This window comes from Vibrio sp. OY15 (assembly GCF_000742455.1).
GTDB lineage: Bacteria > Pseudomonadota > Gammaproteobacteria > Enterobacterales > Vibrionaceae > Vibrio > Vibrio alginolyticus.
Genome location: NZ_JPIL01000028.1, coordinates 102,746 through 121,351, shown reverse-complemented (window position 1 = coordinate 121,351; position 18,606 = coordinate 102,746). Strand labels below are relative to the sequence as shown.

Below are 18,606 nucleotides of genomic sequence, written 5' to 3'. Positions count from 1 at the left end.
ACTTGCTCAATGACAGACGGGTATGACTGTTATCAGAATGCTTTAGCTGAGCGTGTAAATGGGATACTCAAAATGGAGATCTTGCTGAAGAAACCGAAAGATCTGAAAGAAGCAAGGACGATGGTAGCAGAGTCCGTAGATATCTATAATCAAATGAGGCCTCATACGGCTTTAAAATACAAAACGCCCGAGGAAGTACATCGAGCGTTTTAGTTAAAAAGGGTCAACCCATATCAGGACGGGTCATTGCAGCTTGGTTAGAAACGGTAGTTTGCTTGAACACCGATTAGCCAAACATTACCCGTAGTTTCGCCTACAAATTGGCCGCCGACTTGTTCTGCAGTGTCGTCTGACTTGTAACCACGAGACTCAACGATTGGTGCGTCTTTCGCAAAAATATAGGTGAAGCCAGCGTCTAGGCTGAAGTCTTTCGTCCAATCGTACGTTGCGCCAATACTTAGCCAAGTGCGGTCAGTTTCTGGAATAGTGATCGTACGGTTTTTGTCGCTTACCGCTGAAGTATCGTATGCAATACCAGTGCGTAGCGCTAGCTTAGGATCAAGCTGGTAAGTAGCACCAACAGCAAAGCGATAGTTGTCTTCCCAGTTTTCTACTTTAACCATATGCGTGCCAGCAGTATTTAGACGTGCTTCCAATTTCTCGAAAGAGCTCCAATCCGTCCAGTTAACGCTTGCGTGTAACGCAAGTTGGTCTGTTACTTGGTGGAAGCTTGCCAACTCAGCCGTTGCAGGCAGGTTTAGATACATGTAGCCGTTGTCGCGTTCAGAAGTACCGAAGCCAAAACCAAGACCTTCAGCATGGCCTTCAAGCTTTAGTTCAACTTCAGATTTGTACGCGAAGCCGATACGGTTATTTTCATTGATCTGCCATGCTGTACCAACTTGCCAGCCCCAAGCGGTATCGTCACCTTCCATGTATTTTAGAGCGGTACCTTGAGGAACACTGATTGGTTGATTAGTTTCAGGATTTAACCCTACAACGTTATTCCTAGGAGCTGCTGCGCCAAAGCTGCCTTCGCCGATGATGTAACGGATACCACCACCAACGCTGATTGATTCATTGACTTTGTAAGCTGCGTTCAAGTTCGCTTCCATTGTCGTTACGCTTGCTTCGTTACCGAAGTGCGAGGCACCAAAGCCTTTACCTAAATCGGTTTCCATGCCGTAGTTGGTGCCAAATGCCAAACCAATCGCGAATTTCTCATTATATTGGTGTGATAGGTAGAAGTTTGGAATGATTGCATCATGTGCGAAGTCATCTGAAGATGCAGAAGAAGTGCTACCGTGGAAGTTTACATCACCTTCAATATCAATATTTGGGTTCACATAGATTGCACCAACGGACACTTGAGTGCCTTCCAAATAAGTTAGCATTGCTGGGTTACGCCATTGTGCACTTGCGTTGTCAGCCATTGCAGCTTCACCAGCATATGCTCGACCTAGGCCTGTTGCAGAATATTCAGCAAGTTGGAAACCTGCTGCGTTAGCCATGCCCGTTGTGCCAAGTAGGCTTAATGCCACTGCTGTTGATAGAAGAGTCTTGTTGGTTTTCATTCGAATGTTCGCTGATTTGTTTATAACGTGGGACGAAAGTTTAAAGGTAGAGTTTTTACTTTAGAAATGAAAATCCAGCGTAAGTGGTCATTTGGAATATTATCCTTTCAAATATTATTTATGTGGTTTAATAATCTAACTGTGAAAGGCTTGTAAACGGAATTCAGCGAACAGCTGTGCGTCCTAATTGTGAGATTTAGATACACGTGTTCACTCAAATTGAGTGGGCAATAAATCGCAGATATGAAAAAAGGCTGGAAATCCAGCCTTTTATATAAAGTATTTTTCTACTAACTAACAGCGAAGCGTTTAGAAGCTACGGCTGTATTGTAAGCCGAATAGAATTGCATCAGCATGAGTTGTTGCTGTTACACCGGTAGAAAGACCAGGAGCTAATTGAGTATTCTCATTAACTTTTACATCTTCACCTAACAAGTACGTGAAGCCAAAATCGATGTTTGAGCTATTATCAATATGGTAAGAGAAACCTGTGGAGAACCACTGGCGATCTGAGTCTGGTACCGAGATAGACGTTACTTTATCTTGAGCGCTTGTGTCGTACATGTAACCAGCACGAAGTGTCCAGTTGTTGTTTAGGTAGTAAGTACCACCAATTGCGTAGTGCCAGCCATCTTGCCATTGATAGTCTTTCGAGTAACCACCTTTAAGTAAACCCTGATTTAGGTTCTCAAAATCAATTTGGTCGAAATCTTTCCAGCCGATGTATTGGATGCTGTAGTGTACAGCAAATTTAGTGTCTTGGATTTTGTGGAAACCGGAAAACTCGGCCATATCTGGTAGAGGTAGCGTGATTTCCTGACCTTTGTCGTCTTTCGCCGTAAATTCAGGGCTGTAACGATACGCTAGACCAAAACGGTTGTTTTCATCTAGTTCGTACACAGTACCTACGTTAAAACCAACAGCCCAACCATCAGCTTTATCTACGTCCAGAATTTTTTGACCGCCAACCCTTGGGACTGAAGAGCTAGTTGTACGCTTCATTGTGCCTTGGCCGTAGATTAAATCTAAACCAGCACCAAAGCTCCATTGTTCGTTTAAACGGTAAGAACCCGCCAATCCAAAGTTGAAGCTTTTTACATCCGTAAGACCACCGTACTCTGTTGCGGTGTAGTTATCTGAAAATTCAGTTTTAGTGCCGAAATTAGAGTATGCGTTTACGCCCCATGCAAACTTGTCATTTACTGGAACGATTAGGTGAATGTTTGGAGCTATTGACGTATCACCCACATCATCAGTATCAGCAACACTTACAGTATTGGAGCCCAAAGGAGTATTAACGTTATATTTCGCATCTTTCACTTCAATCATTGAAGTAATGCTTTCGAAACCTAGCGACAGTTCCATTTTATCAAACAGAGCCATTGCTGCTGGGTTACGAGCCATTACTGCTGCATTATCTGCGATTACCGCATCACCAGCAAATGCACGGCCGATGCCAGTTGCTGATTGAGCGTTGATTTGGAAACCCGCTGCCATCGATTGACCTGAGGCAAAAGCTACCGTTACTGCAAGGAGAGTCTTTTTAAACAGACGCGTGTTCTGAGTCATTTGTTTTTCCTTATTAGATTCGTCTCTTTGGACGATAAATTGAGCTTTTGCTCAGTGGCGCAGATAGTAGTATCAATAGTTGCTTGGACAAATCCGACCATTGGATAAAATTGAATAAAAATTACAGAAATGATGTCTAAAAGACGGGAAATTGCACTTAAAATGCATAATTTAGAGTTTAAGCTCTAAATGCGATAGGGGTGGTGAATGTTTTGTGTTCTATTTATACAAAAATGCCGCTAAATAAGATCATTTAGCGGCATTTAACCTTTTGAAGGCTGGAAATCGTCGAAGTTGTTACATCGGCTTAATCATTGATGCAAGAGTCGTAGCGAGCGCATCAATATTTTCACCTTCTTCCCCGACTAAAATCAGGCTTGAACTCCCGACGGGCTGAACGATTCCGGTCATGCCATCCTTACTAAAGTCGGTACTTTGTTCGCTTGGAATACCAGTAATAAATAACGTTACTTTACCTTTTGGACCTTGGAACACCATATGCACCGCATTGGATTCGCCAAAACCGCAGTGGTTTAGGTAGTAAACGTGATATGGAAAGTTTTCACTAAACTGGTAATGAAATGGCGACATTTTCGCATTAATTTGCGAGCTCGGTACATCCTCATCAAGATGACGAACAAACGGTTCTTCATGAATAACGTGTTTCATCGCGGTATCCGCTAAACTGGCTTGTGCTGGAGACACCAAAACATTTCCCCAGTTTACTTGGCCAACTAATAACCCTGCGGTGAACGCAATAGAAGCGGCAAGTGCCATTGCTTTGCGGACAAAGTTTGGTCTTACGACCTTCTCTTCATCAAGTGCACTCGACGTCTGGCTAAATAAAATCTTATCTGCGAGATCTTCGGGTACATCCACATTCATGGCTTGTTTAATTTTTACATCGAGATCCAAAACGTCATCAACAAACTTATTGTTGGCGTCGCTACCAGCTAAAGCTTGCAGAATCTCTTCATCCTTTTGTTTTGGATCCGACAAAATACGACGACGAAATTCTAAATCATCCATTCTTTTGTCCTCTCTTGGTATCTTGAGAATCCAACATCTCTTTAAGTTGATTACGAGCGCGAAATAGTCGAGTCATCACTGTGTTTTTATTTAAATCAAGAATGTCACCAATTTCTTCTCCACTGAAACCACCAACAACTTGGAGAAATAAAGGCTCACGGTATTCAACATCGAGCTTCATGATCTGTGCCTGCAGCCATTCTTGCTGATGATGTGGTTCATCGCTGACTTTAGCATCATTGCCGTAATCATCGATATCAACTAAATCAAATTGTTTACGTTCGAAGCGGCGCGCATTTTCTCGTCTCAATATTGTGATGAGCCAAGACTTGGCAGCTTTTTCGTCTTGGAGGCTATCGAGTGACTTCCAAGCTCTAAGACAGGTTTCCTGAACTAGATCTTCCGCGACCGCTTTATCTTTGCACAACCAATATGCGTAGCGGTACAAGTCACGATGATACCCTCGGACGAGCGCTTCGTATTTTCTTTGCTTGTCCATATCAGAGTTGACCGGACTGTTGGAATTTTTCTTTCCAAACATTTTTAATATGGCCACAGGAGCCTCCATCCTCGCTCTGTGAGTTTCTTATTTGTTCTGAGCATGACTTTACTTGCTTCATCGCTTAGCGGTTTTGGTTGCAGGATTTGTCATGCAACCCCTTTGACACAATAAGCCATGTGGTTACCTAAAAGTGTATACGCAAATGTCAGATATCATCGAACACGAATTGATATATATTGTTAACAATATCATCATTAGTAATCAATGGCTTGGATAAGTTCACTCGATGGAGCATTAAAAGGGACTTCTGATGGTGGATTCTTGAATTATTTTGAATCAATAATCGCTCTAGGTGAGCTTAAAACTCGTAAAATCACTATAAAATTGATCTATTTCAAAATATCAAGCAGTGAAGGGGTTATAGTACACCTTGTCATCTCGTTAGTCATTGCGACTAACATGTTGAGCAAGATGACACTTCCTTTTGAAGGCTGACTTTACTTTCTCCTAATCAGGAAACTGATTACTTTTCAATTGGCGTAAGTTAATTGTTTTATAGATATTCCGACCACACAGTTATGTGTGGTTTTTTTTTGCTTCGATTTTACTTTCCGTATACCTCTTACCGTTTTAACTCTCTATAGTTAACCATTAGTAATCGCATAAGAATCAAAGAAGTAGAGTAATTGAACTACTTGCTTCACGTTTATTTAAACGCACGTTTGATAAATTTAACAAATTCATTACAATGCATCAGGTCAGACCTCTTGTATTTAAGGAGAAACAATGGGCAAGCAGGAAGTAAAAACACGCAATGGTGAGCGTGTCGCTATTGTCGCGGGGCTTCGAACTCCCTTTGCTCGTCAAAGCACGGAATTTAGCCAAGTGCCAGCGGTCGATTTAGGGAAAATGGTAGTAAGCGAAATGCTTGCTCGAACAGATATTGATCCGAAGCTAATCGAACAAGTGGTATTTGGACAAGTAGTACAAATGCCTGAAGCGCCAAACATCGCACGAGAAATCGTGTTAGGCACTGGTATGAACATCCATACTGATGCATACAGTGTGACTCGAGCGTGTGCGACGAGTTTTCAAGCGGCGGTTAATGTCGCAGAAAGCATCATGGCGGGAACCATCGATATTGGTATTGCTGGCGGTGCAGACTCTTCTTCCGTCCTGCCTATTGGCGTATCAAAGAAACTGGCCGCTAATCTGCTTGCTCTTAGTAAGACAAAAACAATGGGTCAGAAGCTTAGTATCCTCAAAAACTTGAGCTTTAAAGACCTGATGCCAGTGCCACCAGCAGTAGCAGAGTACTCTACGGGTTTATCCATGGGACAAACTGCAGAGCAAATGGCTAAAACACATGGTATTTCTCGCGCAGAACAGGATGCGCTTGCACATCGTTCTCATACGCTGGCTTCTCAGGCTTGGAAAGAAGGAAAAATCCAAGATGAAGTGATGACGGCTTTCCCTGAACCATACAAAAAATGGATTTCGGAAGACAACAATATCCGTCATGACTCAACGGTTGAGGGATACGCGAAATTGCGACCTGCGTTTGATCGTCAGTATGGCAGTGTTACGGCAGCGAACAGTACGCCATTGACTGATGGTGGTGCGGCAGTGATGTTGATGCGAGAAGGTAAAGCGAAAGAGCTCGGAATGGAGATCCTTGGTTACATCCGAGGTTATGCATTCTCTGCTATCGGCGTGGAAAAGGACATGCTGATGGGGCCGACTTATGCCACAGCGAAAGTGCTTGAAAATACAGGCTTGGAACTGTCAGACCTGACGTTGATCGACATGCACGAGGCCTTTGCTGCTCAAGCATTGGCGAATGTGAAGATGTTTGCTTCCGATAAGTTTGCTCAAGAAAACCTTGGTCGCTCAAAAGCGATTGGTGAAATTGATATGGATAAGTTCAACGTGCTTGGCGGATCAATTGCTTATGGTCACCCATTTGCTGCGACTGGTGCGCGTATGATGACGCAAACCCTACGAGAGCTAAAACGCCGTGGCGGTGGTATTGCATTGAATACTGCATGTGCTGCTGGTGGTCTTGGTGCGGCAATGATTCTGGAGGTTGAGTAATGAGCGAGCAAAAAGCATTTAGTCTAAAGGTTGATGAGCAAAATATTGCTTGGTTAGCCATCGATGTTCCTAATGAAAAAATGAATACGCTGCAGGCGGCTTTTGCTGACGAAATGAAAGAAATTTTTGCTCAGCTAAAAGACTCCAATGGTATTAAAGGGATGATCATCCACTCCCTAAAACCGGACAATTTTGTTGCGGGTGCTGATGTTCGAATGCTAGAAGCATGCACCACAGCAAGTGAAGCGGAAGCCTTAGCAAGGCAAGGTCAGGAGTTGTTCCAGCAGCTATCGGACTTACCTTATCCTGTCGTTGCGGCTATTCATGGCCCATGTTTGGGCGGTGGTTTAGAACTGGCTCTTGCATGTGATTATCGTGTTTGTACGGATTCTGACAAAACGCGTTTAGGTCTGCCAGAAGTACAACTTGGTTTATTGCCAGGTTCTGGTGGTACTCAGCGTCTGCCACGTTTGATTGGCCTGTTACCGTCGTTGGACTTGATCCTGACGGGTAAACAACTTCGTGCGAAGAAAGCTAAAAAATTGGGCGTTGTGGACGCCTGTGTGCCTGACACCATTTTGCTCGACGTAGCAAAACAGTTTATCGACAAAGGTAAAAACAAGGGCACGAAAAAGCTATCGACGAAAGAAAAGGTGATGTCTGGTAGCGGGCTAGGGCGCAAGTTTGTATTTGAGCAAGCTGCGAAGAAAACGAATCAAAAAACTCGCGGTAACTATCCAGCAACGGTTGCAATTCTAGAAGTTATTCAACATGGCTTAGAGAAAGGCTTCGCTAAAGGTCAAGAACTTGAAGCGAAGCGCTTCGGTGAGCTTGTGATGAGCTCAGAGTCAAAAGCGCTCCGTTCGATCTTCTTTGCCACAACAGAAATGAAGAAAGAAAATGGCACGGATGCGAAACCAGCACCAGTTCATAAAGTTGGTGTGCTTGGTGGTGGTCTGATGGGTGCCGGAATCAGCCATGTGTCTGTTGCAAAAGCAAAAGTACCTGTTCGCATCAAAGACGTTAGCAACGATGGCGTTTTAAATGCGCTCAACTACAACTACAAGTTATTTGAGAAACAGCGCAAACGTCGCATTCTATCCAAGGCCGATCTGCAAGCGAAAATGCTGCAACTGTCTGGTGGTGTCGATTTTACCAGTTTTAATCATATTGATGTCGTAATTGAAGCCGTTTTTGAAGACTTAGATCTTAAGCAAAAAATGGTGGCGGACATTGAAGCAAACGCTAAGACAGAAACTATCTTTGCGACCAATACTTCTTCGTTGCCTATCCACAAAATTGCAGAAAAAGCGGAGCGTCCAGAAAACGTAGTGGGTTTGCATTACTTCAGCCCGGTAGAAAAAATGCCGTTGGTGGAAGTGATTCCGCATGAAACGACGTCAGATGAAACCGTTTCAACAGTTGTTGCACTTGCTAAGAAGCAAGGTAAAACCCCGATCGTAGTGAAAGACAAAGCGGGCTTTTACGTGAACCGCATTCTTGCTCCATACATGAACGAAGCGGCGCATATTTTGTTGGCTAACGAACCGATCGAAAAGATTGATACGGCGTTGCTTGATTTTGGTTTCCCTGTTGGCCCGATTACCTTGTTGGATGAAGTTGGTGTCGACATTGGCGCGAAAATTATGCCGATCCTGGTTAATGAGTTAGGTGACCGATTCAAAGGGCCGGATGTGTTTGATATCTTGTTAAATGATGGACGTAAAGGACGCAAGAGTGGTAAGGGGTTTTACACTTACAAGGGCAAGAAGAAAGATGTCGACAAATCGGTTTACAAACTGCTTAAGCTCGACCCTGAATCTAAGCTAAGCGATAACGATATTGCGTTGCGCTGTGTGCTGCCAATGCTGAATGAAGCGGTACGTTGTTTGGATGATGGCATCATTCGCTCGCCACGTGACGGTGATATTGGCGCGATATTTGGTATTGGTTTCCCACCGTTCTTGGGTGGCCCGTTCCGTTACATGGACCAATTTGGTATTAAGGAGCTCGTAGAGAAAATGAATGAGTTTGCATCGAAATATGGCGATCGTTACGCGCCATGTGATGGTTTGCTCACTCGAGCTGGTGAAGGGACAACGTTCTATTAAACGTTGCTTCGGTAGAGAAAAAGGCTTGCCAGTGGCAAGCCTTTTTCATAAAGAAGAAATGGTTACTTCTTCTTGTCTTTCTTATCTTTATTGTGGCCTTTACCAGGGTTGTCGTCCCCATGAACGCTGCTATTACCTTTTTTGTCTTTATCATTCCACTGTTTTGAAGAGCAATCATCTGATTTGATGGATACATTGTCTCCGCTAAGGCGCACACAGTCGTCACTTAGTTCGAAACCATCGCCTTTGACTGAGATTTCAGCGTGAGCAGATGCCAATGGCAGTATAAGAGCCACAAGTAAAAGTGCTTTTTTCATGATTACCTCATTAAGTTATTTTTAGTGCGGTAATTAGAGCATAAGCCGCAATGGCGCAATTTCAATTTTCTTCCAATTATGGTGCCGATTCAATCTATGAGACCGACAACCTCATGGGTTTGTAGGTTCATTCTAGTAATCGACAATTTTATTTCTGCGCAACTAGATCACCCCAAGCCGCAATCTTTTGGCCGAAGTTGGAACTCTTCAATCGATCCTATTTCTTGTCCTAGATGGATGCGCGGAGCCTCCGAATGCGCTTGACCTTGAGAGTGCATGATCAAACGATTTGCAGTACGAGGTTTCAATTCGTTCACAACGAAGCGAATCATGTCTGCGCGCGTCAGCTTCTTCAACTCCGCCAGTACCTTGTCACGTTGGTTAAACTCAGTGTCCTTATTTCCTATCGCAACCCAAAGACGTTGAGCCCGTCCTCGAAGTGTGGTGTCCGGCGTTGCTATTTGGTTCCACAAGCCGCGCTTACTGCTGTGCCATTGGTAATCGTTTAACTCTAACAACACCATATAAAAGGCATTTAAAAACTCATCGATTGAGGTAACCAGCTCGGCAGGTGCTGCATTAGGTGACTGCACATACAGTACAATACCAGGGTGACGATTTAGCGGCATATTGCCAGTGCCTACCATGTAACCTAATTGCTGCTTGGTACGGATTTCGTGGAAAAACGTTGCCGACATAAGGTGATTGGCCAATGAGTATAGCGCGATACTACGAGGCTCAATATCCTCGCACTGGTGGTAAATAACGACCGCGGAATCTTGCTGGTTACAATGCACCTCACGTTGAAAACTGCCATTTTTACCTAGCATAATGAGCGGACGAAGTGCCTCTTCATAACGTTGCTCGTTAACTCTTAGAGCATCCTTCAAGGTCGTAGCCATGTCATGGGCTTGCTGGCGTTGCCAGTCTCCGTAAACAAACATTTCAACGTGCAGTTCTGCAAGAATGGATTCTACGAATACCGAGAGTTCATCGACTTCGATTTCTTCTAGCGCTTCGACTAAGGTTGCGAAAGGCGGGTTATTGGGTTGAAGTAACCCAGTAAGTGCGTTAAACAGCTGCGAAATAGGGCGATCTTGTGAAGCATTTCTCCAGTTTCGTAACAGTTGTTGTTTGATGGTTTCAAAGCGAGCAGGGCTGAAATCTCGAGAAGCAAAACGGTGCAGAATCATTTCTAGCAACTGAGGCAGCTTTTGACTGAACCCAGAGAGGGTTAAGGTCACGCCACCTTGGTGAGCGTACATGTTGTAACCCATCCCTGCGATTTCTGCTTGATAGGTTTCTTTTGCTAGCGAATCGAGGAACATCTCTACACATAAGCGCGTTTTGACGATGTTCTTTGGTGATGCAACGGCATGAGAGCTGTCGATAGCGACATAAACGACACCTTTAGGCACGCGAAATTCGTCATCTTGCAAATGCCACAGCCGAAACCCTTCGAGATCCTCAATCAACTCTGGCAGTGAATCACCATTTTCGAGTGGCATGGGGTCGAGGTCGTAGCAAATATAAGGGTTCTTTTCCGGTAAGACGAATTGCCAGCTTGGGTCGATTTGTTGATAGAAACGACGTTGGTCTTCACTAAAAGGTGTGACGGAGTACGGGGTAAAGTACCATTCGGCAGTACGGTTGTATTCCAGGCCTTTAGCAATCAAAGTGACGCGTACATTATCGATGGTTAAGTATCGCAGCAATGAACGCTGTAACTCCTCATCGTAGCCCGCCATTTTGTAGTCACCATAAACCGTGTCTTCCGGTTGATAGTGCTGCATGTTGATCACCAGATGGCTGACGAGATCCATTGGGCGCGATGGCTCTTGGAAGCGGAAAGCCGATTCTAATACCGCTTGTTTTTCGAGATAGCGCCATTCATCTAACCCGTCTTGTTTGATCATCGAGAGGTATTGAAAAACCGCTTGAACGATATCATCAACATGATCTAAGCCGTTTGGCGTCAGGGTGCAGCTTACGGTAAAGTCTCGGTAGTTACTGCCACTCGCGCCGCCGCCCGCTGAGAGAGAGGTAATCCAGCCTTTTTCTTTGAGTTGAAGCATCAAACTGCCTTCTCCTTCATAACCCAACAGGTGAGCAAAGTAGGAGAGTGGCTTCACGCTATAATGCGCATCCATTCCCGGCATGGGGAATGTGAGAATCAGTTTACGGAACTCTTTGAGCGGCTTGACTTGAACCAAAATGCCCGTGCTTTCCTCAGTGCCTATCGGTACATCAATCGATTTTCCACGAAGGTGGTGATTTGGGATGTCGGCAAACATGGTTTCTACCCAAGCTTGCTGTTCATCGAGCGACTGTGGCCCAAATAGAGTCAGTGTCATCAAATCGGCGGAATACTGAGAGTGGTGAAACTCCACAATTTCGTCGCGGATGGATTTACCATCTCGGTCGCCAAGAGTATCTAAGTTTCCGACAGAGAATTTTGAAAACGGGTGCTCTGGATTGATGACTTCTTTGTTAACTTGATACAGGCGACGAGAATCATCATTGAGTTTGAGCTTGTATTCGGAGTCGACAGCCTGGCGTTCTTTGTCTAATGCTTCTTCGTTAAACAAAGGTGCGGTAAAGAATTGGCTAAATCGATCTAAGGCACTTTCAAAGGCATTTGGAGCAATATTGAAAAAGAAACAAGTGTGCTCTGTACCAGTCCAAGCGTTGTTTGTTCCACCGTGTTGGCTAATATAGCTTTGAAACTCGCCCACTTTAGGGTATTTTTCCGTACCCAAAAAAAGCATGTGTTCTAAATAGTGTGCCAGACCTTGGCGATCGTTTGGGTCGTCGAAGTGTCCAACGTTCACTGCCAGAGCAGCTGCCGACTGTTGAGCTGTATCGGAATGAATCAGCAGTACACGCAGTTCATTGCTCAAGGTAATGTAGCGGTATTGATTTGAATCGTTAGGACTTAGATGCACGATGCGTCTCCAGATTTCGCATTACAGTAATTTAGGCTCCCCTCGCGGGGGGCGCAAAGTTTGCGTTTCGACAAATACTGCTTGCCGTATTTTTGTTATTCGTAGACTTCTGCACAGGCCCATCGCGTTTGCGTATGGGGAAGAACTGTTTGAGTGAATGCTCTGAACTCATTGCACAGTTAAATAGTGTGATGAACTGAGTACATTCTTTTAATAGATTGTTAAGAAAGTCGCTATCTTTAACAAGCGAATTGGTATAATGAACAGATAATTATATCAGTATTTTTGTTTCGTCATTGTTAAAGTTAGCCCCGTCTATCTAATAAAGATAGCAGTCAACCTTTTGGTAGCGTTAGCTATCCCTAGGAAATAACATGAAAATATTCATCATGCGTCACGGTGAAGCCGAGCATTTTGCAGATTCAGACGCAGCACGACAATTGACCCCAAGAGGCAGAGTCGAATCAGAAGCGGTTGCTAGAGCCTGTAAAGAACAGGGTTTTGCGCAATTCGATAAAGTGTTGGTGAGTCCGTACATTAGAGCTCAACAAACTTGGCAAGAGATCAGTGCGTATTTCTCTGCAAAAAGCATTGAAACTTGTGAAGATATTACACCTTATGGCCAGTCCGAGCATGTCTTCGATTTCGCAAGTGCGTTAATCGAAGTCGAACAATTGGACTCGCTTTTGTTCGTATCGCATTTGCCTTTGGTCGGTTATCTGACTTCAGAGTTTGTAAAAGACATGACACCTCCGATGTTTCCTACATCAGGCCTAGTGTGCATTGAATATGATTTACAAACACAAAATGGTGAAGTGCTATGGCATATTACGCCATAAGTGTCTAAACCAAAATAAGCGTTTGCAAATTAGAGACAGAATAAGAAAGGCAGGAGATCCCTGCCTTTTCGTTTCATCGTGTCTACGGTAAGCCTGTTACTTTTCAGGAATTGAAAGCAACACTAACAACGCACCATCACCACCAAATTCTAGTGGCGCTTGGTGAAAAGCCATAACGTCAGGATGCTGTGCTAACCAAAGTGGGGCTTTCTGTTTCAGGATGTGTTTCCCAATACCATGTTGCACACACGCACAATGAATCTCGTTTTTGATGCAATAGGCTATCATCGCACCAAGCTCGCGTTTTGCTTCTTGCTGTGTCATGCCGTGCATATCGAGGAACACGTCCGGTACATACACGCCACGACGTAGACGTTTGACTTCATAAGTGGAGACGTCGTCACGTGCATAACGAGTTGGACCTTCATCGTTTAATAGAGGGACAAACTCATCTGAAAAGTAAAATTCAGAGTCACTCGCTTCACGGTTGGAGCGCTTGATTTCTTTTTGCTTAGTATTTTTTTTTGGTTGCTGGATTATGGTATCCTGTCGCAACTTTTTTACGCCCTGTACTGCTTCCTGAAACAAGGCGAAATCGTCATCGTTCTCGGTGTCTTTTTTGCTCATTAGGTAAACAATTTCATTAATAAACTTTATTGGCAGTATTGTAGCGCTTTTCGGAGGCAATTTTGGATAAGATTTTTGTAGAAGAAGCGGTATCGGAACTGCATACCCTTCAAGATATGATTCGTTGGACGGTAAGCCGCTTTAATGCAGCGAACCTGTTTTACGGTCATGGTACTGATAATGCGTGGGATGAAGCTGTTCAGCTTATCCTGCCAACCTTATACTTGCCGATTGATGTGCCTCCGCACGTATTGAACTCTCGCCTAACGACAAGCGAGCGTCTGCGTATTGTTGAGCGCGTAGTAAAACGCATCAACGAGCGTACGCCAACAGCATACCTAACAAACAAAGCATGGTTCTGCGGTCTTGAGTTCTTCGTTGATGAGCGTGTACTTGTGCCACGCTCTCCTATCGGCGAATTGATTCAAGCTGAATTCCAACCTTGGTTGGTGGAAGAACCTACGCGCATCATGGACCTATGTACGGGTTCTGGTTGTATTGCGATTGCTTGTGCGCACGCTTTCCCTGAAGCAGAAGTGGATGCGATCGACATCTCTACAGATGCTCTACAAGTGGCTGAGCAAAACGTACAAGATCACGGTATGGAGCAGCAAGTGTTCCCAATTCGCTCTGATTTGTTCCGTGATCTTCCAAAAGAGAAATACAATCTAATCGTGTCCAACCCACCATATGTGGATGAAGAAGACATGAACAGCCTGCCAGATGAGTTCACGCATGAGCCTGAGCTTGGTTTAGCCGCGGGTACGGATGGTCTAAAACTAGTGCGTCGTATTCTTGCTAACGCGCCAGATTATCTAACAGATAACGGCATTCTTATTTGTGAAGTCGGAAACTCAATGATTCATATGATGGAACAGTATCCAGAGATTCCATTTACTTGGATTGAGTTCGAGAACGGCGGTCATGGCGTATTTATGCTAACGCGTGACCAGCTGGTTGAGTGTGCAGAAGAGTTTAAACTGTACAAAGACTAATAGAGTCTTGCACTAAACATCAAAACACCGAGCTTTATGCTCGGTGTTTTTTTTATGCATACCTCGCCGATATTAACTCTTTACATCAAAACGTAATAAAGCCACTATGAATCCACGAAGAATTGGAAAGCAGCTATGCTCTGTTTTGAGAGAGCGTGGCGATAAAAACTTGAGGAAGTAATGGCAGGAAACAGTATCGGACAACATTTCCGAGTGACGACATTCGGGGAAAGTCACGGTATCGCACTGGGATGTATCGTAGACGGATGTCCTCCGGGGTTGGAAATTACAGAAGCAGATCTACAAATCGATCTCGACCGCCGTCGTCCAGGCACATCACGTTACACCACACAACGTCGTGAACCGGATGAAGTTAAAATTCTTTCTGGCGTTTTTGAAGGCAAAACCACGGGCACATCGATCGGTTTGCTAATTGAAAACACCGATCAGCGCTCAAAAGACTACTCTGACATCAAAGATAAGTTCAGACCGGGTCATGCTGATTACACTTACCACCAAAAATACGGCATCCGCGACTATCGCGGTGGCGGCCGTTCTTCAGCTCGTGAAACCGCAATGCGTGTGGCGGCTGGTGCAATCGCGAAGAAATACTTAAAAGATGAGTTTGGTGTTGAGATTCGTGCTTACTTGTCACAAATGGGTGATGTATCTATCGACAAGGTAGATTGGAGCGAAATCGAGAACAATGCATTCTTCTGCCCTGATGCTGACAAAGTAGAAGCATTTGACCAACTTATCCGTGACCTGAAAAAAGAAGGCGACTCTATTGGCGCAAAAATCCAGGTTGTGGCAACTAACGTGCCTGTTGGTCTCGGGGAACCCGTATTTGACCGTCTGGATGCAGACATCGCGCACGCACTAATGAGCATCAACGCGGTGAAAGGCGTAGAAATCGGAGACGGTTTCGAGGTGGTAAACCAAAAAGGCAGTCAGCACCGTGATACGCTTGCTCCTGAAGGTTTTGGTAGTAATCATGCGGGTGGCATTCTTGGTGGTATCTCGACTGGTCAAGACATTGTCGCAAACATTGCGCTTAAGCCAACATCAAGTATCACTGTGCCGGGTGAGACCATCACAAAAGAAGGTGAACCAACTCAGTTGATCACCAAAGGTCGTCATGACCCATGTGTGGGTATTCGTGCTGTGCCTATCGCAGAAGCGATGCTGGCTATTGTGGTGATGGATCATTTACTACGCCACCGTGGTCAAAACCATGGCGTAACAACTGAAACACCGAAGATTTAAGAGCTTTGTGTCATTCCAGCGAGCTATAGCGAGACTAGGAATCTAATTTCAGCACGATGAAAAGAGAAAGAAACATCTCTGACAACAGAGTGCTCGGATAATAGATCCTGAATCATGCTCCTTCGTCGCTGTTCAGGATGACTGAATATAAAATTATGCCACTCACTGAATCGCGGGTGGCACAATTTTATCAGGCAACCTTTTTTGTTTAAGTAGTTTTTGCTTAATGAATCGAGCCTTCGGTTTCCAAATGGAAAGAAGGCAGACGCCACTTAAAGCGTACCGCAGCCATACGCAACATGTAACCAGTAACCAGTGTAATAATAGTGGCAGTGACATCGGGAACATTGAATTCTAATAGCGCTAAGTACATTCCTGATGCGATAAGCGCGACAGAAGCGTAAAGCTCTTCATGCAGTACCAATGGTGTTTGGCGACAGATTAAGTCGCGAAGTAGCCCACCGAATACACCAGTTACTAACGCTGAAACCATACAAATACCAGGGTGCAAGCCCATGCCCATCGCAATTTTTGTTCCGATGATACTAAACACGATTAAACCTAATGCATCGAGGCGAATGAACAGACCTTTCAGCTTAATCACCCATTTCGCTAAACCTGTTGTTAGCACTCCTGCAACACACGTAATTGCAAGGAACTCTGGGTTTTTTACCCAACCAAGAGGGTAGTGGCCTAATAGAATGTCACGTACGGTGCCACCACCAATGGCCGTTGCGCTGGCCACCAACATAACACCAAACCAGTCCATCTTTCTTCTACCAGCACTTAACGCACCTGTCATGGCTTCAGCCGTGATACCAATGATATACAACACACTTAGCAACATAGGGAAACACTCAACGTAAAAAGTCACTACGTTCTACGAGAATCAGCGTAGGCGAAGTAACAACACTTACAAACGGTTCTATCTCTCTTAAAAAGTGATTAAAACCAGCAACATGCTTGTAATCAAACGGCTTAAAAATAGCGGTTTGAACGGCATCAAAATAAGGCGAGAGTGTAGTGGTAAATAAGTACGCTGACGAATGAGAAATTGTATGGAGAAAGCGATGTTCAGATAAATTCAACTAATAACCAAAAATGTGGGGTTGCCTTTACCTCATAGCTAAAAACAGCGACAATATGCAGCGCATGTCAAACTGAAGTACAAACTCGACGATGACCCACGAATACCAAGACTTAATCACCATTTTTAATGACACCTTTTTAGAACAATTTAATACGAAATTAGAGTTAGGTGGTGATGAGCCTATTTATCTTCCTGCTGATGATGAACACCCTCATCATCGGATTATTTTTGCTCGGGGTTTTTACGCCTCTGCTTTACACGAGATCTCGCATTGGTGTGTGGCTGGTCCAGAGCGTCGTTTGCTGGAAGATTTTGGTTATTGGTATGAACCTGATGGGCGAACAGCAGAAGTTCAAGCGGAGTTTGAGAAAGTTGAAGTGCGACCTCAAGCTTATGAATGGATTCTGGCACAAAGCGCTGGCTTCCCTTTTACGGTGAGTTGTGACAATCTACACGGCGATTTTGAACCAGATAGGCTCGGCTTTATGAAAAAAGTGCATAAAGAAGTGCTAGGTATTTTGGACGTTGGCTTGCCTTTGCGAGTGAAAATGCTTTCTGATGCCCTGCGCGCATTTTATCAAACTAAGCCACTGGAAGCGTCGGACTTTTGCGTTAAATAACCACTAATAACCTCAGAGATACACCATGATTATTGAATTTGAAGAAAAACTACTGGAACTGATTGATGCTCGAATTGAAACAGCATCTGACGATGAATTGTTTGCTGGTGGTTATTTACGTGGTCACATCTCTTTATCCGCGGCGTCTTGTGAAGAAGAAGGGATTAGCGATATTGCTGAGCTGAAGTCACGCATTGAGAGCAGCTTAGAAGATTCGCGTACCGAGTTAAGCCCGGCCGATCGCGTGATTGTCAGTGACTTGTGGCAAGAGCTCCAGGCTCAGGCTTAATCCCTAAGCAGCGTTCTCCCTTTATTTAATCCTAGTCATTTACTACTTCGAAAAATTCGAACCTCTCAATAAAATTTTTGTGGTTGTAGCGAAACTGTTCAACTTTTATTCTGATCAGCATAAAACGTGAACAAAGGATTACAACCATGAAAATTGTCGCATTTGGTGCATCTACCAGCTCTACCTCAATCAACAAACTACTTGCTACATACGCAGCAAATCAAGTCGAAGGCGCTCAAGTGAATGTTCTAGACTTAAACGATTATCAAGCGCCAATGTTTAGCGAGGACAAAGAGAAAGAAATAGGTCAAGCTGAAGGGGCTGTCGCGTTTTTACGTGACTTGGCGGAGGCTGACGCTCTCGTTGTTTCCTTCGCAGAGCATAACGGTTCGTACCCAGCGGCCTATAAAAACTTGTTCGATTGGGCGACGCGCATTGAGCGTAATGTATTTCAAAACAAACCTGTCGTTTATTTAGCAACTTCCCCAGGTCCCGGTGGTGCACAAAGTGTTCTTGCGGCGGCGACAGGTTCTGCTCAATTTTTTGGCGCGGATGTAAAGGCATCGTTATCTGTGCCGAGCTTCTACGAAAATTTTGACGTGGAATCGGGTAAGGTTGTAAACCCAGAAGTGGCAGAGCAAGTGAAACAGGCAGTTGCACTGCTGAAGTAATCTCAGTACGAGCAACTTAGTGAGTTAGCGATTCCCGACACGTATCTGTGTCGGGAATTAAAACGAGA

The 18,606-nt window shown here is 44.4% G+C and carries 17 protein-coding genes; 9 read left to right on the top strand and 8 right to left on the bottom strand.

Annotation, left to right across the window (positions count from 1 at the left end; genetic code table 11):
• The coding region (locus tag IJ23_RS22270; protein ID WP_033907382.1) for an integrase core domain-containing protein at positions 1 to 213 on the top strand (213 nt) is incomplete at its 5' end.
• Between the two features lie 44 nt (positions 214 to 257).
• On the opposite strand, the gene IJ23_RS22265 is transcribed toward IJ23_RS22270, so the two are convergent.
• The 4 genes from IJ23_RS22265 to IJ23_RS22250 all read right to left on the bottom strand — a co-directional run bounded on the left by IJ23_RS22265 (position 258) and on the right by IJ23_RS22250 (position 4,740).
• Positions 258 to 1,574, bottom strand: a complete 1,317-nt coding sequence (locus tag IJ23_RS22265; protein WP_033907381.1) for an outer membrane protein transport protein — start codon at positions 1,572 to 1,574, stop codon at positions 258 to 260.
• Between the two features lie 309 nt (positions 1,575 to 1,883).
• On the bottom strand, positions 1,884 to 3,143 hold the full coding sequence (locus IJ23_RS22260) for an outer membrane protein transport protein (RefSeq protein ID WP_005384451.1): 1,260 nt from the start codon (positions 3,141 to 3,143) through the stop codon (positions 1,884 to 1,886).
• 297 nt (positions 3,144 to 3,440) lie between these two features.
• On the bottom strand, positions 3,441 to 4,172 hold the full coding sequence (locus IJ23_RS22255; protein ID WP_033907380.1) for a DUF3379 domain-containing protein: 732 nt from the start codon (positions 4,170 to 4,172) through the stop codon (positions 3,441 to 3,443).
• The gene (locus IJ23_RS22250) at positions 4,165 to 4,740 is read right to left on the bottom strand and encodes a sigma-70 family RNA polymerase sigma factor (RefSeq protein WP_033907378.1); all 576 of its coding nucleotides are present in this window, start codon (positions 4,738 to 4,740) and stop codon (positions 4,165 to 4,167) included. The genes IJ23_RS22255 and IJ23_RS22250 overlap by 8 nt, the downstream gene beginning before the upstream one ends.
• A gap of 720 nt (positions 4,741 to 5,460) precedes the next feature.
• On the opposite strand from IJ23_RS22250, the gene fadI reads away from it, so the two are divergent.
• Positions 5,461 to 6,768: an acetyl-CoA C-acyltransferase FadI gene (fadI, locus tag IJ23_RS22240; protein WP_005384447.1), complete on the top strand. Its 1,308-nt coding sequence runs from the start codon at positions 5,461 to 5,463 to the stop codon at positions 6,766 to 6,768.
• On the top strand, positions 6,768 to 8,879 hold the full coding sequence (fadJ, locus tag IJ23_RS22235) for a fatty acid oxidation complex subunit alpha FadJ (RefSeq protein ID WP_033907377.1): 2,112 nt from the start codon (positions 6,768 to 6,770) through the stop codon (positions 8,877 to 8,879). The genes fadI and fadJ overlap by 1 nt, the downstream gene beginning before the upstream one ends.
• A gap of 62 nt (positions 8,880 to 8,941) precedes the next feature.
• Here fadJ and IJ23_RS22230 read toward each other — a convergent pair whose 3' ends face one another.
• Together IJ23_RS22230 and IJ23_RS22225 are read right to left on the bottom strand one after the other, a co-directional pair.
• Complete coding sequence (locus IJ23_RS22230; protein ID WP_005384444.1) at positions 8,942 to 9,196, bottom strand: hypothetical protein; 255 nt, start codon at positions 9,194 to 9,196, stop codon at positions 8,942 to 8,944.
• Between the two features lie 167 nt (positions 9,197 to 9,363).
• Entirely contained in the window at positions 9,364 to 12,141 is a 2,778-nt protein-coding gene (locus IJ23_RS22225) for an insulinase family protein (protein ID WP_033907376.1), read from the bottom strand.
• A 374-nt stretch (positions 12,142 to 12,515) separates the two neighbouring features.
• Between IJ23_RS22225 and sixA the strand changes: the two genes are divergently transcribed.
• Positions 12,516 to 12,980: a phosphohistidine phosphatase SixA gene (gene sixA, locus IJ23_RS22220; RefSeq protein ID WP_005380537.1), complete on the top strand. Its 465-nt coding sequence runs from the start codon at positions 12,516 to 12,518 to the stop codon at positions 12,978 to 12,980.
• Between the two features lie 96 nt (positions 12,981 to 13,076).
• On the opposite strand, the gene smrB is transcribed toward sixA, so the two are convergent.
• Positions 13,077 to 13,607, bottom strand: coding sequence for an endonuclease SmrB (smrB, locus tag IJ23_RS22215; protein ID WP_005380539.1), 531 nt, complete (start codon positions 13,605 to 13,607; stop codon positions 13,077 to 13,079).
• Positions 13,608 to 13,669: 62 nt separating this feature from the next.
• On the opposite strand from smrB, the gene prmB reads away from it, so the two are divergent.
• On the top strand, positions 13,670 to 14,602 hold the full coding sequence (gene prmB / locus IJ23_RS22210) for a 50S ribosomal protein L3 N(5)-glutamine methyltransferase (protein WP_005380541.1): 933 nt from the start codon (positions 13,670 to 13,672) through the stop codon (positions 14,600 to 14,602).
• Positions 14,603 to 14,782: 180 nt separating this feature from the next.
• Positions 14,783 to 15,868 (top strand): chorismate synthase, encoded by a 1,086-nt coding sequence (aroC, locus tag IJ23_RS22205; RefSeq protein WP_033907375.1) that lies wholly within the window; start codon positions 14,783 to 14,785, stop codon positions 15,866 to 15,868.
• Between the two features lie 223 nt (positions 15,869 to 16,091).
• Here aroC and IJ23_RS22200 read toward each other — a convergent pair whose 3' ends face one another.
• The gene (locus IJ23_RS22200; protein ID WP_005380544.1) at positions 16,092 to 16,715 is read right to left on the bottom strand and encodes a trimeric intracellular cation channel family protein; all 624 of its coding nucleotides are present in this window, start codon (positions 16,713 to 16,715) and stop codon (positions 16,092 to 16,094) included.
• Between the two features lie 332 nt (positions 16,716 to 17,047).
• Between IJ23_RS22200 and IJ23_RS22195 the strand changes: the two genes are divergently transcribed.
• From IJ23_RS22195 to IJ23_RS22185, 3 genes are all read left to right on the top strand, one after another.
• Positions 17,048 to 17,578 (top strand): elongation factor P hydroxylase, encoded by a 531-nt coding sequence (locus IJ23_RS22195; protein ID WP_005380546.1) that lies wholly within the window; start codon positions 17,048 to 17,050, stop codon positions 17,576 to 17,578.
• Positions 17,579 to 17,603: 25 nt separating this feature from the next.
• Positions 17,604 to 17,867 carry a YfcL family protein gene (locus IJ23_RS22190; RefSeq protein ID WP_033907374.1) on the top strand — a complete coding sequence of 88 codons (264 nt, stop codon included), beginning with the start codon at positions 17,604 to 17,606 and terminating at the stop codon, positions 17,865 to 17,867.
• A 146-nt stretch (positions 17,868 to 18,013) separates the two neighbouring features.
• Entirely contained in the window at positions 18,014 to 18,538 is a 525-nt protein-coding gene (locus IJ23_RS22185; protein ID WP_005380552.1) for an NADPH-dependent FMN reductase, read from the top strand.
• The last annotated feature ends 68 nt before the right edge of the window (positions 18,539 to 18,606 follow it).

Bases quoted from the DNA above. Each gene is read 5' to 3' on its own strand.
- IJ23_RS22255 (WP_033907380.1), bottom strand. From the start codon at position 4,172: ATGGATGATTTAGAATTTCGTCGTCGTATTTTGTCGGATCCAAAACAA.
- smrB (WP_005380539.1), bottom strand. From the start codon at position 13,607: ATGAGCAAAAAAGACACCGAGAACGATGACGATTTCGCCTTGTTTCAG.
- aroC (WP_033907375.1), top strand. From the start codon at position 14,783: ATGGCAGGAAACAGTATCGGACAACATTTCCGAGTGACGACATTCGGG.
- IJ23_RS22260 (WP_005384451.1), bottom strand. From the start codon at position 3,143: ATGACTCAGAACACGCGTCTGTTTAAAAAGACTCTCCTTGCAGTAACG.
- IJ23_RS22185 (WP_005380552.1), top strand. From the start codon at position 18,014: ATGAAAATTGTCGCATTTGGTGCATCTACCAGCTCTACCTCAATCAAC.
- IJ23_RS22265 (WP_033907381.1), bottom strand. From the start codon at position 1,574: ATGAAAACCAACAAGACTCTTCTATCAACAGCAGTGGCATTAAGCCTA.
- fadJ (WP_033907377.1), top strand. From the start codon at position 6,768: ATGAGCGAGCAAAAAGCATTTAGTCTAAAGGTTGATGAGCAAAATATT.
- IJ23_RS22195 (WP_005380546.1), top strand. From the start codon at position 17,048: ATGACCCACGAATACCAAGACTTAATCACCATTTTTAATGACACCTTT.
- IJ23_RS22200 (WP_005380544.1), bottom strand. From the start codon at position 16,715: ATGTTGCTAAGTGTGTTGTATATCATTGGTATCACGGCTGAAGCCATG.
- IJ23_RS22230 (WP_005384444.1), bottom strand. From the start codon at position 9,196: ATGAAAAAAGCACTTTTACTTGTGGCTCTTATACTGCCATTGGCATCT.
- fadI (WP_005384447.1), top strand. From the start codon at position 5,461: ATGGGCAAGCAGGAAGTAAAAACACGCAATGGTGAGCGTGTCGCTATT.
- IJ23_RS22250 (WP_033907378.1), bottom strand. From the start codon at position 4,740: ATGGAGGCTCCTGTGGCCATATTAAAAATGTTTGGAAAGAAAAATTCC.
- sixA (WP_005380537.1), top strand. From the start codon at position 12,516: ATGAAAATATTCATCATGCGTCACGGTGAAGCCGAGCATTTTGCAGAT.
- IJ23_RS22190 (WP_033907374.1), top strand. From the start codon at position 17,604: ATGATTATTGAATTTGAAGAAAAACTACTGGAACTGATTGATGCTCGA.